The sequence below is a fragment of the Modestobacter sp. VKM Ac-2986 genome, from assembly GCF_026967795.1.
GTDB lineage: Bacteria > Actinomycetota > Actinomycetes > Mycobacteriales > Geodermatophilaceae > Modestobacter.
The window spans coordinates 292,740-305,188 of record NZ_JAPVBH010000002.1; the positions used below are offsets into that span (position 1 = coordinate 292,740).

The 12,449-nt window shown below is 76.7% G+C and carries 13 protein-coding genes; 9 read left to right on the forward strand and 4 right to left on the reverse strand.

The window, feature by feature from the left end; all coding sequences use genetic code 11:
• Nucleotides 1-36: 36 nt before the first annotated feature.
• A complete protein-coding gene (locus O2W14_RS05640; protein WP_269175099.1) occupies nt 37-546 on the reverse strand; it encodes an SAV_6107 family HEPN domain-containing protein in 510 nt (169 codons plus the stop codon).
• Complete coding sequence (locus O2W14_RS05645) at nt 546-869, reverse strand: DUF6504 family protein (RefSeq protein WP_269175100.1); 324 nt, start codon at nt 867-869, stop codon at nt 546-548. Before O2W14_RS05645 ends, O2W14_RS05640 begins: the two co-directional genes overlap by 1 nt.
• A 266-nt stretch (nt 870-1,135) precedes the next feature.
• Here O2W14_RS05645 and O2W14_RS05650 point away from each other — a divergent pair, with 266 nt between their 5' ends.
• From O2W14_RS05650 to O2W14_RS05680, 7 genes are all read left to right on the forward strand, one after another.
• Nucleotides 1,136-2,482 carry an MFS transporter gene (locus tag O2W14_RS05650; RefSeq protein ID WP_269175101.1) on the forward strand — a complete coding sequence of 449 codons (1,347 nt, stop codon included), beginning with the start codon at nt 1,136-1,138 and terminating at the stop codon, nt 2,480-2,482.
• A gap of 49 nt (nt 2,483-2,531) precedes the next feature.
• Nucleotides 2,532-3,071 (forward strand): YbaK/EbsC family protein, encoded by a 540-nt coding sequence (locus tag O2W14_RS05655; protein WP_269175102.1) that lies wholly within the window; start codon nt 2,532-2,534, stop codon nt 3,069-3,071.
• On the forward strand, nt 3,068-3,646 hold the full coding sequence (locus O2W14_RS05660) for a GNAT family N-acetyltransferase (protein ID WP_269175103.1): 579 nt from the start codon (nt 3,068-3,070) through the stop codon (nt 3,644-3,646). Before O2W14_RS05655 ends, O2W14_RS05660 begins: the two co-directional genes overlap by 4 nt.
• 74 nt (nt 3,647-3,720) lie before the next feature.
• The gene (locus O2W14_RS05665) at nt 3,721-5,337 is read left to right on the forward strand and encodes a phytoene desaturase family protein (protein WP_269175531.1); all 1,617 of its coding nucleotides are present in this window, start codon (nt 3,721-3,723) and stop codon (nt 5,335-5,337) included.
• Nucleotides 5,334-6,113, forward strand: a complete 780-nt coding sequence (locus tag O2W14_RS05670) for a carotenoid biosynthesis protein (protein WP_269175104.1) — start codon at nt 5,334-5,336, stop codon at nt 6,111-6,113. The genes O2W14_RS05665 and O2W14_RS05670 overlap by 4 nt, the downstream gene beginning before the upstream one ends.
• Nucleotides 6,110-7,222, forward strand: coding sequence for a glycosyltransferase (locus tag O2W14_RS05675; RefSeq protein WP_269175105.1), 1,113 nt, complete (start codon nt 6,110-6,112; stop codon nt 7,220-7,222). Before O2W14_RS05670 ends, O2W14_RS05675 begins: the two co-directional genes overlap by 4 nt.
• Nucleotides 7,223-7,238: 16 nt before the next feature.
• On the forward strand, nt 7,239-7,883 hold the full coding sequence (locus tag O2W14_RS05680) for a flavin reductase family protein (RefSeq protein ID WP_269175106.1): 645 nt from the start codon (nt 7,239-7,241) through the stop codon (nt 7,881-7,883).
• Nucleotides 7,884-7,984: 101 nt separating this feature from the next.
• Here the strand turns inward: O2W14_RS05680 and O2W14_RS05685 are convergent, their stop codons facing one another.
• Both O2W14_RS05685 and O2W14_RS05690 read right to left on the reverse strand, forming a co-directional pair.
• Nucleotides 7,985-8,962, reverse strand: coding sequence for a carbohydrate kinase family protein (locus O2W14_RS05685; RefSeq protein ID WP_269175107.1), 978 nt, complete (start codon nt 8,960-8,962; stop codon nt 7,985-7,987).
• 115 nt (nt 8,963-9,077) lie between these two features.
• A complete protein-coding gene (locus O2W14_RS05690) occupies nt 9,078-9,770 on the reverse strand; it encodes a CDP-alcohol phosphatidyltransferase family protein (RefSeq protein ID WP_269175108.1) in 693 nt (230 codons plus the stop codon).
• A 53-nt stretch (nt 9,771-9,823) separates the two neighbouring features.
• Here O2W14_RS05690 and O2W14_RS05695 point away from each other — a divergent pair, with 53 nt between their 5' ends.
• Complete coding sequence (locus O2W14_RS05695; protein ID WP_269175109.1) at nt 9,824-10,645, forward strand: lipase family alpha/beta hydrolase; 822 nt, start codon at nt 9,824-9,826, stop codon at nt 10,643-10,645.
• Between the two features lie 109 nt (nt 10,646-10,754).
• A complete protein-coding gene (locus O2W14_RS05700; protein ID WP_269175110.1) occupies nt 10,755-12,356 on the forward strand; it encodes a methyl-accepting chemotaxis protein in 1,602 nt (533 codons plus the stop codon).
• Nucleotides 12,357-12,449 lie beyond the last annotated feature (93 nt).

Here is a 12,449-nt window from a genome sequence, read left to right on the forward strand (position 1 = left end):
CCACTGCTGTGCTCATGCGTGAGCTCGCACGCTCGCTCACGTCTCAGGGCGCCCGGCGGGACGGCGGCGGCCGCCGTCCATCGACCGCAGGCGGACCGGGGCCGGCGGCGGGGCCGGCCGGCTGATCGTGGTCTCCACGACGCCGAGGAAGGTGCGCACGTCACGGACGAGGTCGTCGGCCTCCCGCTCGGTGACCGCGTGCGACAGGCCGGCCTCGGCCGCGGCCCGCTTGGCCGCGCCGGCGGCGAAGAACGCCGCCCACTCGCCCAGCTCGGGGGCGACCTTGCTGATCAGCACCCAGGCGCTGCGCGGACGGCGCCGGCCGGCGTCGGCGTCGGGCTGGGTGCGGGCGGCCAGCACCGCCGCGGCGGCGCGCAGGGCGGCCAGGTGCGCGGTGGCGTACCGCCAGCCGGCGTCGGGGCTGCCGGTCGCCTCGGCCAGCCCGCGGTGGGCCTGGCCGAGCAGCTGGGCGGCGGCAGAGGGCAGGGCCGGGGGCAAGGGGAGCTCCCCCTGCTCGGGGGCCGGCAGGACCCGGGCGGCGCCCATCAGTCGTGCGCCCGCACGAGCAGCCACTGCCCGGCCGTCGGCTCCCAGGACAGGTCGAACACCCCGGCGAAGCTCATCCGGGACCGCCCGGCCCGCGAGGCCTCCACCCGCCAGACCTGCCGGGTGGCGACCAGGTCGGCCGAGGCGCCACGGCCGGCGGGGTCGGGCTGCCACCACGGGGCGGTCTCGACCCACGAGTCGAGCAGCTCGCCCACCACGTAGCGGGTCTGGCCTCGCCAGAACTGGGCCGGCCCCGTCGGCCCCTGCTCGACCTGCACCTCTTCACCGACGCGGCCACCGGCCCCGACGAGCACTCGGCTCATGACAGACTCCCCAACTCCTCGCCCCACCGGCCGGCCCACGCCCCGGCCCGGCGGGGAAGCGCATGCGGGGAAGGCATGACGGCCCGGGCCGGTGAGCGGACCCACCGGTGTTCGAACACGTGTTCGAACACGTCGAGTAGACCGGAGGCGGACCGGGGACGTCAAGCCGGGACGGGTGTGTCCACGACCGTGTCGTCCCCCGCTCCTGCACCACGGTCCGGGCAACTCGTTTGCGCCGCGCCCCACCCCCGGTGTCGACTGGGGCGGTGCCCGCCCTGCCTCGTGCGCTGATGCCCCTGCGGCACCCGGGCTACCGCTGGCTGGCCGTCTCGCTGGTGCTCACGCTGACCTCCTCGGGCCTGTACCTGCTGGCCGTGGTCTGGCAGGTGATCGAGCTCGGTGGCGGGCCGGCGGCGCTGTCGCTGGTCAGCGCCGGCACGGCCGTCGGGATGCTGCTGACCACGCTGCTCGGTGGCGCCCTGGCCGACCGGGTGCCGCAGCGGCGCCTGCTGCTGGTCGTCGCCGTCGTCGAGCTGGTCGCGACCGGGGTCGTCGCCGCGCTCTCGCTGGCCGGGCTGCTCCAGCTGTGGCACCTGGCCGTGGCGTCGCTGCTCATCGGGCTGGGCCAGGGCCTGTACTACCCGGCCTACTCGGCGCTGGTGCCCGCGCTGCTGCCCGCCGACGAGCTGCTGGCGGCCAACGGGCTGGAGGGGGTCCTCCGGCCGCTGCTCACGCAGGCCGCCGGCCCGGCCGCGGCCGGGGCGATCGTCGCGGCCGCCTCACCCGGTGCCGCCCTGCTGGTCACCGCGGTGGCCGCGCTGGGGGCGGTCCTGGCGCTGCTGCGGCTGCCGGCCACGCCGCTGCGCCGCGACCTGGACGCCGAGGCCGCGGCCGCCGGCGGGCCCGCCCGGCACCCGGTCACCGCACTGCTGCACGACGTCCGGGCCGGCTTCTCCTACATGGTCGCGACCCCGTGGCTGCTCGCGACGCTGGTCTTCGCCTCGCTGCTGGTACTCGTGGTGCTCGGCCCGCTGGAGGTGCTGACCCCCTTCGCGCTGCGCGAGCAGACCGGCGGCGGGCCCTCGGAGCACTCGCTGGTGCTGGCCTCGTTCGGGATCGCCGGGGCGGTGGGCTCCCTCGCCGTCGCCTCGCGCCCGCTGCCGCGCCGCTACCTGACGCTGATGATCACGCTGTGGGGCGCCGGGTGCGCGCCGCTGGCGGTGTTCGGTGTGGCCACCGAGCTGTGGCTGTTCGTGCTCGCCGCCGCGGTCGCCGGGGCGGCCTTCCAGGGGGCCACCGTCATCTGGGGCACGCTGCTGCAGCGCCGGGTGCCCCCGGCGATGCTCGGCCGGGTGTCCAGCCTGGACTTCTTCGTCTCGCTGGCCTTCCTGCCGGTGTCGATGGCGCTGGCCGGCCCGGTGAGCGGGGTGATCGGGGTGCCGGCCACCTTCGCCCTCGCCGGGCTGGTGCCCCCGGTGCTGGCTGCGGTCGCGATCGTGGTGGCCCGGCTGCCCGCCGACGAGATCGCCCACCCGCTCGACACCCCGACCGGGACGACGGACGACACGGCGGACGGGACGACGGAGGAGACGGCCGCCCTCGGTCGGAGGTGACCACCGGGCGGTGCGGCGGGCTCCCCCGGCCGGTGGCAGGATCGCGCGCATGACCTCAGCGGAGATCCCGCAGCACCCCCGGGTCGCCGAGGTCGTGCAGCTGCTGCGCGCCGCCGGCGTCCCCGGTGAGGTGCGCGTGCTGCCCGACAGCGCCCGGACGGCGGCCGAGGCGGCCGCCGGGCTCGGTGTGCCGGTCGGCGCCATCGCCAACAGCCTGGTGTTCGACGTCGGCGGCCAGCCGTTGCTGGTGCTGACCAGCGGCGCGCACCGGGTGTCCGAGCCGCTGGTGGCCGAGCTGCTCGGCGTCCCGGCGGTCGTCCGGGCCACCCCGGAGTTCGTCCGGCAGCACACCGGGCAGGCCATCGGCGGCGTCGCCCCGGTCGGGCACCCCGAGCCCATCGGCACGCTGGTCGACGTCGAACTGGCCCGGCACGCGCAGGTCTGGGCCGCCGCCGGGCACCCGCACACCGTCTTCCCGACCAGCTACGCGGAGCTGCTGCGGCTGACCGACGGCACCCCCGCCGAGGTCGGCCCCGGTCCGTCGGTCGAGCCCGGCACGGCGCCGCACCTCGAGGAGGTGGCCTCGTGACCGGCACGACCCCGGCCACCCGGGTCGTCGAGCTGCCCGTGCCCTGGATGCGCGAGCACCTGCACGAGGCGCTGGCCATCTACGGCGCGGCGATGGGCTACGGCGACGCCGTCGTCGCCGGCCGCTACGGCTACGCCGTCCAGCACACCGAGCGCGCCGGCTTCCGGGCCGTGGGCGCCTTCGTCGAGACGCCGGACGGCGAGCGGCTGGTCGGCTTCGGCTACGGCTACCTCGTGTCGCCCGGCCAGTGGTGGCACGACCAGGTGCGCAACGCCCTGGACCGGCGGACGGCGAAGCAGTGGCTGCCCGGCGCCTTCGAGGTCTGCGAGCTGCACGTGCACCCCGACCACCAGAGCCGCGGGCTGGGCCGGCAGCTGCTGCACGCGCTGGTCGCCGACGCCGACTCCACGGTGGCGCTGCTGAGCACCCCGGACACCGACACCAAGGCCTTCCGGCTCTACCACGCCGACGGCTTCGTCGACCTCGCCCGGGGCCACCACTTCCCCGGCGACTCCCGCCCGTTCGCCATCCTGGGTGCCCGCCTGCCGCTGGCCCCGCCTGCCCGGAAGGACTGATCGCCGTTCCCAGCTCGCCGCAGGACACCGCCGTCCCCCCGCCCCCCGGCGACACCACCGTCGACGCCGTCGTCATCGGCTCCGGGCACAACGGCATGGTCGCCGCCGCCCACCTGGCGAAGGCCGGGCTGCGGGTGGAGGTGGTGGAGTCCGACGAGGTGCTGGGCGGCGCGGTCTCCACCGTGGAGCGGTGGCCCGGCGTCCGGGTCGACCGCGGGTCCAGCGCGCACGTGATCATCCGGCACAGCGGGGTGGTCGAGGAGCTGGAGCTCGAGGAGTTCGGGCTGCGCTACATCGACTGCGACCCGTGGGCCTTCGCCCCGGCCCCGGTGCCCGGCGACCCCGGCCCGGACGGGCAGCCGCTGGTGTTCTCCGTCGACCTGGACGCCACCTGCGCCTCGATCGCCGCCGCGTGCGGGGAGGCCGACGCCGCCGCCTACCGCCGGTTCGTCGAGGTGTGGGGCCCGCGCAGCGCCGCCGTCGTCAAGGCCTTCGGCGACCGGCCGGGCCCCGTCCAACTGGTGCGCCACCTGTGGCCGATCGGCTCCGGCCGCCCCCGCACCCCCGGCGGGGAGATCGCCACCGACTTCCTCGGCTCCGGCGACGCGCTGCTGGACCGCTGGTTCACCTCCGAGCGGCTCAAGGCCGCCCTGGCCTGGTTCGGCGCGCAGTCCGGCCCGCCGATGTCCGAGCCCGGCACCGCGGCCATGGTCGGCTGGGTGGCGCTGCTGCACGACGTCCCGCCCGGCCACCCGGTGGGCGGCTCCGGCGGGCTCACCCAGGCCCTCGCCGCCCGGCTGGCTGCCGACGGCGGCCGGGTCGTCCTCGGCGACGGCGCGGCCCGGCTGCTGGTCGAGGGCCCGGACGGCGCCCGGCGGGTGACCGGCGTGCAGACGGTGTCCGGACGGCGGGTCACCGCCCCCGTGGTCGTCGCCGCCTGCCACGTGCTGGCCACCAGGACCCTCGCCGGTGACGACGCACCGCCGGCGCTGGCCGACGCCGACCCGCCGCTGGGCAACGGCTTCGGCCTGGTGCTGCGCTGCCAGACGAACGCCCTGCCCGACTACCCCGGCGTGGGCGACGAGGCCCTGCAGGGCCTGCAGCTGCTGTGCACCGACCGCGCGCAGCTGGCCCGGGCGCACGGCGACTACCTCGCCGGGGAGCTCCCCCGCGAGCCGGTGCCGCTGGCGATGTCGTTCTCCGCGAGCGACCCGACCCTCGCCCCCGAGGGCCAGCACGTGGTCACCATCTGGGGGCAGTGGTACCCCTACGCCCTCGCCGACGGCAGCAGCTGGGACGACCTGGCCGAGGACGCCGCCCAGCAGCTCGTCGCCGCGGTCGACCGGTACGCCCCCGGCTTCGCCGACTCGGTGCAGCGGATGTACGTCCAGACCCCGCTGAAGCTGGAGCAGGAGCTGTCCCTGCTGCGCGGCAACGTCATGCACGTGGAGATGAGCCTGGCCAGCATGTTCAGCTTCCGGCCCACCCCGGCGCTGTCCGGTCACCGCGTCCCGGGCCTGGACGGGCTGTACCTGGCCGGCGCCTCCACCCACCCCGGTGGCGGTGTCTCCGGCAACTCCGGGCGCACCGCCGCGCGGATCGTGCTGGCCGACCGTCGTCCCGCCGCGCGGCTGCGCACCGGGCTCTCGGCAGGGGTCCGGACCCGGCTGGCGGCCCGGGCGGCGCGGTGACCGCCACCGCCGTCCGCGGACGCACCCGGCCGGCGCCGGGCTGGCTGCCGCTGGCGCTCACCGTGGCGCTGCTGGCCACCGCGATCGCCTACCCGCTGTCCGGTGGGTCGGCCCGCACCGGCATCAGCTGGGTGATCGTACTGCTGGGCTCCGCGGCCGCGATCAGCCACGCCTGGGTGAGTCGCGGCGCCCGGACCGGCCTCGGGGTGCTGGTGCTGGTGGCCGTGGTGGCCGTCGGGTTCGAGGCGCTGGGGCTGTCGACCGGCTTCCCGTACGGCACCTACGACTACAGCGACGTGCTGGGCCCCACGCTGCTCGGCGTCCCGTTCCTGGTGCCGCTGGCCTGGCTGATGATGGCCTGGCCGAGCTGGGTCGTGGCCCGGCGGCTGGCCCCGGACTCACGCCCGCTGCGGGTGCTCGTGGCCGCCTACGTCTTCGCCGCCTGGGACGTCGTGCTGGACCCGCAGCTGGTGCAGGCCGGCTTCTGGCGCTGGGCGCACCCCACGCCGGGGCTGCCCGGCATCGACACGGTGCCGCTGACCAACCTGGCCGGCTGGCTGGTTGCCGGGCTGGTGCTGATGACGCTGCTGGACCTGCTGGTGGCCCGCACCGCGACCCCGCCCCGCATCGGCGACACCGCGCCGCTGCTCACGCTGGCCTGGATGGTGCTGGGCGGTGCGCTGGCGCACGCCGTCTGGCTCGACCTCCCCGGGTCGGCCGTGTGGGGCGTCGTCCTGGCGGCGCCGGTGGTCGTCGCGCTGGTCCGCCGGCGGTGAGTCCGGCGGCGCACCGGCTGGTGCAGGCGTGCGCCGGGCTGTCGGTGCTCGCCGCCGTGCACGCGGCGGTCAACACCGCGCTGCTGCGCCGTCCCCCGCCCGCGCCGCGGCCGGTCGACCGCCGGGTCACCGTGGTCGTGCCGGCCCGGGACGAGGCCGACCAGATCGCGGGCTGCCTGGCCGCGCTGCTCGACCAGCGTGGGGTGCCGGGGCTGGGCGTGGTGGTGGTCGACGACGGCTCCACCGACGGCACCCCCGACCGGGTCCCGGCCGACCCCCGGGTGCAGGTGCTCACCGCCCGGCCGCCGGGGCCGGGGTGGCTGGGCAAGCCGAACGCCTGCGCCCAGGGCGCGGCCGCCGCCGGGGACGCCGAGCTGCTGGTGTTCCTCGACGCCGACGTCCGGCTGGCGCCGCACGCGATCGCCTCGGCCGTCGCCGTGCTGGAGGACGCCGGCCTCGACCTCGTCTCCCCCTGGCCGCGGCAGCTCACCGGCACCGCGGCCGAGCGGCTGGTGCAGCCGCTCCAGCAGTGGCTGTGGGCCACCCTGCTGCCGCTGCGGCCGGCCGAGCGCTCGCCCCGGCCCTCGCTGGCCGCGGCCAACGGCCAGTTCCTGGTGGTGCGGCGGACGGCGTACGAGCGGGCCGGTGGGCACGCGGCGGTGCGCGGCGAGGTCCTCGAGGACATCGCCCTGCTGCGCGCGGTCAAGGCCGCCGGCGGGCGCGGGGTCGTCGTCGACGGTTCGACGCTGGCCAGCTGCCGGATGTACGACGGCTGGCCGGCGGTCCGCGACGGCTACACGAAGTCGCTGTGGTCGGCCCTCGGCGGGCACCCGGCGGCGTCGGCCGGGGCCGCCGTGGCGCTGGGCGCGGTCTGGGTGCTCCCCCCGCTGGCGGCGCTGACCGGGTCGCGGGCCGGGCTGGTCGGCTACGCGGCCGGCGTGGTCAACCGGGCGGTCGTCGCGGCCGGCACCGGCGGCCGGGTGTGGCCCGACGCGCTGGCCCACCCGGTGTCGGTGGCGCTGCTGGACGTGCTGGTGGCCCGCTCGCTGCGCGCCCACCGGCGCGGTGAGCTGACCTGGCGGGGCCGCACGCTGACCGTCCCGCGCTGACGACGACGATGGGGCGGTGACCGAGCCCCGCACGTCCTTCGACCCGGCGCAGATGGACCCCGGCGCCTTCTACCGGGTGCTCAACTCCGTCGTCGTCCCCCGCCCGATCGCCTGGGTCGTGACCCGCTCGGCCGAGGGCGTGCACAACCTGGCGCCGCACTCGTTCTACACGGTGGCCTGCGTCGACCCGCCGATCGTGCAGTTCACCTCGGTGGGCCGCAAGGACTCCCTGGTCAACGCCGAGGCGACCGGGGACTTCACGGTCAACCTGACGCCGGAGTCGATGTTCGAGCAGGCCAACGCCACCGGCACCGACTTCCCGCCCGAGGAGAGCGAGGCCGAGCACACCGGCGTCCGGCTGGAGCCGAGTGAGACCGTCGCGGCGATGCGGGTGGCGCAGTCGCCGGTGTCGCTGGAGTGCACGCTGCACTCGACGCTGCGGCTCGGCGACAGCACCGTCGTCTTCGGGCAGGTGCGGCACATCGCCGTCCACACCACCGCCGTCCGCGACGGCCGGCCGCGGATCGAGCACCTGCGCCCGCTCGCCCGCCTGGGCGGCAACGAGTGGTCGACGATCGGCGAGGTCAGGGAGATCCGCCGCATCCCCTACGCGACCTGGACCGACGACCCCTCCATCGGCGAGCAGCTCCGCGGCGACTGATGAAGGACCCCGCTGCCCCCCACCACTCGCGAGCTCGCGGCGGGACCCTGCAGCGGGGCCGCAAGGGGCCATGTTCGCCAACACGGCCACCCTGCGGGTCCTCAGACCGGGAGGTGGGGGGCGACCTCGTCGGCGGCGTCGGCGCCGAAGGCGGCGGCGAAGCGGTCGAGGAACAGCTCGCGGGGCAGCGAGTACTCCTGGGTGCCGATCACCTCGACGGCGGCGGTGGCCACGGCCGAGCCCACCTGGGTGGCGCGCTCGAGGCCCAGCCCCCACTGCCGGGCGGCGACGAAGCCGGCGCGCAGCGCGTCCCCGCCGCCGGTGGGCTCGACCGGCTTGGTCTCCGGGACGGCGATGACGCGGATCGGCTCGGCGCCGGCCTGCTCCACGACCACGCCGTCCGCGGCCCGGGTGGTGACCCAGGTGCCGACCCGGGCGAGCACCTCGGCGTCGTCCCAGCCGGTCTTCTGCAGCAGCAGGGCGTGCTCGTACTCGTTGGTGAACAGCAGGTCCGCGCCGTCGACCAGGTCGCGGATCATCTCCCCGTCGGCCCAGGCCAGCTGCTGGCTGGGGTCGGCGAGGAAGGGGTAGCCGCGCTCCCGGCACTCGGCGGTGTGCTGCACCATCGCGGTCGGGTCGTTGGGCCCGATGATGACCAGGTCCAGGCCGCCGACCCGGTGCTCGACCGGGGCGAGCTCGATCATCGAGGCCTCGCTCATCGCGCCCGAGTAGAACGAGGCGATCTGGTTGTTGGCCACGTCGGTGGTGCAGGTGAACCGGGCGGTGTGCTTGAGCTCCGACCACCGCACGCTGCCGGTGTCGACGCCGTGCCGGGTCAGCCAGGCGTCGTAGTCGGCGAAGTCGCTGCCCACCGCGCCGACCAGCACCGGCGCCAGGCCGAGCAGCCCCAGGCCGTAGGCCATGTTCGCGCCCGCGCCGCCGCGGTGCTGCACCAGGTCGTCGACCAGGAAGGAGAGCGAGACGTTCTCCATCTTGCCCTCGACGAACTGGTCGGTGAACTTCCCGGGGAAGGTCATCAGGTGGTCGGTGGCGATCGAACCGGTCACGACGACGGGCATGAGGGCTGCTCTCTCCGGGGGACAACGGCCATCGAGCGGCCGGTCGGGCCCCGGCCGGGACCGGGCGCGGGACCGCTCCAGGGTAGGAGCCACCCCGGCCGGCCGCGCGGGGCGGTCAGCCGGCCGCGGGCTCCTCGCCCAGCGCGCGGCGCAGCTGGACGCCGAGCTGGGTGGTGCCGACGACGCCCAGCAGGCAGCCGACGGCCGCCCCGGCGGTGACCAGCGCGGCCACCACGTCGTGCCTGCCGACCTCGATCCCGAGCAGCGCGACCACCCCCGCACCGCCCAGCCCGAAGGCGGACATGACCACCCGGGTGGGGCGCTCCCACACCGAGATGGCCCCGGTCTCGCTCACCCCGGCCTGCCCGGCGCGGGCGCGCAGGTAGTCCGGCAGCCAGCACAGCGCACCGAAGCCCACGGCCAGCCAGCCCGGCGCCCCGGCCACCCAGAAGGCGAGCGCGTAGGCGACCTCGGTGAGCCGGTCGACCGCGGAGTCGAGCACGAACCCGCGCCGGGACGCCCGGCCGCCGGCGATGGCCAGTGCGCCGTCCAGGGAGTCCAGCAGGCCCGACAGCCCGATCAGCAGGCCGCAGACGACCAGCCAGCCGCCCCCGGCCGCCGCCGGCCCGACCGCGGCACCGGCCACCACCAGGCCCAGCGCGGTGGCCACCAGCGGGGAGAGCCGCGCCAGCGGGACGGCGAGGGTGTAGGCCAGGGTCAGCCAGCCGTGCACCCACCGGCTGTCGGCCGGGTCGGTGCCGCCGTGCCACCGCGACCAGGCCGCCAGGTACTCGTCACGGCTCAGCACCGGGTCAGTCCACCACGTCGCGGGCACGTCCCGGCACGGGCAGGGACAGTGGGGTGGTGCTCGCCGGCCTCTCCCCCGCCCGCCGCCGTCTGGTGGTGGCGCTGCTCGCCGTCCTCGCCGTCGCCGCGGCCGGCATCGCCGCCGTCGTCGTCGTCCCGCGGCTGACCGGCCCGGAGGCCGACCGGACGGTGCCGGCCGCCGAGCAGACCCCCGGCCCGGTGCTGCTGGTGCCGGGCTACGGCGGCTCGACCGGTTCGCTGCAGGTGCTCGCCGACCGGCTCACCGCCACCGGCCGGGACGCCACCGTCGTCGCCGTCCCCGACGGTGGCACCGGCGACATGACCGCCTCCGCCGAGGCCCTCGGTGCGGCCGTGGACGACGCGCTGGCCCGCACCGGCGCCGGCAGCGTGGACGTCGTGGGCTACTCCGCCGGCGGGGTGATCGCCCGGCTGTGGGCCGCCGACGGCGGCGCCGACCAGGCCCGGCGGGTGGTCACCCTGGGCTCGCCGCACCACGGCACCACCCTGGCCGACCTGGCCGCCGGGGTGCTGCCCGCCGAGTGCCCGCAGGCCTGCCAGCAGCTGACCACCACCAGCGACCTGCTCGCCGACCTCAACGCCGGCGACGAGACGCCCGAGGGCCCGGACTGGGTGTCGGTGTGGACCACCGCCGACCAGACGGTCACTCCGCCGGAGTCCGCGGAGCTGGCCGGCGCGCTGGAGCTCACCGTGCAGTCGGTGTGCACCGACTCCCGGGTGACCCACGGTCAGCTGCCCACCGACGCCGTCGTCCAGGGCATCGTGCTCGCCCAGCTGGCCGCCGGTCCGCCGGTCGACCTGGGCCCGGCCGACTGCGCCCGGCTGCGGCGGGGCTGACCCGTTCGGAGGAGCTGACCGGCCCACCGGGCATCCCGGGGAGCACCACGGGGATTGCACGGTGCAACGACGTCGATCCAGAGCGTCACCTAGGCCAGGAGGCCACCCCGTGTCCGCCCCCACCACCCCGTCGCCCCGCCGGACGGGTGTCACCACCAAGATCACCGCGGCCGTCGGGCTCGCCGCGCTCGTCGCCGTCCTCGTCGGCGTGCTGGGGCTGCACAGCCTCGGCCGCACCGCCGAGGCCACCGACACCATGTACCGCGACGAGCTGCTCGGCACCGCCGAGGTCGAGTCGATGCGCGCGGACTTCTTCGCCATCCGGCTGTCGGGCACCAACTACGCCGTCGCCACCGACCCCGCCGACCGGGTGGCCTACCTCGCCAGCCGGGACGCCGCCTATGGCGAGCTGGCCGCGGCCGCCGACCGCTACCTCGGCACCCACCCCTCCGAGGCCGGTCGCGCCCTGGTGCAGCAGGTCCTCGACGGCATCGAGGACTACCGGGCCGGCATGGTCGGCCTCGACGCCCTCGCCGACGCCGGGGACCTGACCGCCTGGTCCGAGGCGCGCGAGTCGACGATCTCCCCGATCGCCAAGGCCGTCATGGGCCAGCTCGACGAGCTCGCCGCACAGCGCCAGCAGGCCGCCGCCGACAGCGCCGCCGCGGCCACCGCCGCCTACGGGTCGACCCGGCTGCTGCTCCTCGCCGTGCTGGCCGTCGGCGTCACCGCCGCGCTGGTCGTCGGCCGGCTGGTCGCCCGCGGGATCACCGGGGGCCTGCGCCGGGTGCAGTCCACCGCCGAGGCGCTGGCCGCCGGCGACCTGACCCGGACCGCCGGGGTCACCTCGCGGGACGAGGTCGGCGCCACCGCCGCCGCGCTGGACGACGCCGTCGCCGAGCTGCGCACCGTGCTGTCCTCGGTCACCGCCACCGCCGACGCCGTAGCCGCCTCCTCCGAGGAGCTCAGCGCGTCCTCGGCACAGATCGCCGCCGCCGCCGAGCAGACCGCCACCCGCTCCGGGGTCGTCTCCGACGCCGCCGGCGAGGTGTCCCGCAACGTCGCCACGGTCGCCGCCGGCGCCGAGGAGATGGGCGCCTCGATCCGCGAGATCAGCCAGAACGCCTCCAGTGCGGCCCGGGCCGCCGCCGACGCGGTGGCCGAGGCGCGGGCGACCGACGCGACCATCACCCGGCTGGGCACCTCCAGCGACGAGATCGGCGCGGTGGTCAAGACCATCACCGCGATCGCCGCCCAGACCCACCTGCTCGCGCTCAACGCCACGATCGAGGCCGCCCGCGCGGGCGAGGCCGGCCGGGGCTTCGCCGTGGTCGCCGGGGAGGTGAAGGAGCTGGCCGCGGAGACCGCCCGGGCCACCGAGGACATCGCCCGGCGGGTGGAGACCATCCAGGCCGACACCTCCGGGGTGGTCGCGGCGATCGACCGGATCCAGACCGTGGTCGGCCAGGTCGACGCCTTCCAGCTGACCATCGCCTCCGCGGTGGAGGAGCAGACCGCCACCACCAACGAGATGGCCCGCTCGGTGGCCGAGGCCGCAGGGGGCTCGACCGAGATCGCCCGCACCATCAGCGGGGTCTCCGCCGCCGCCGGCGACACCACGCAGGCACTCGGCCAGACCCGCGGCGCGGTCGCCGAGCTCGCCCGGATGGCCGCCGACCTCCGCACCGGCGTCGCCCGCTTCACCCTCTGAGGGAGGCCCCGCTGTCCCCCACCGCTCGCCAGCTCACGGCGGGCCCCTGCAGCGGGGCCGGAACCGTTCCTGCCCGCACGACCCGGCCGCCGT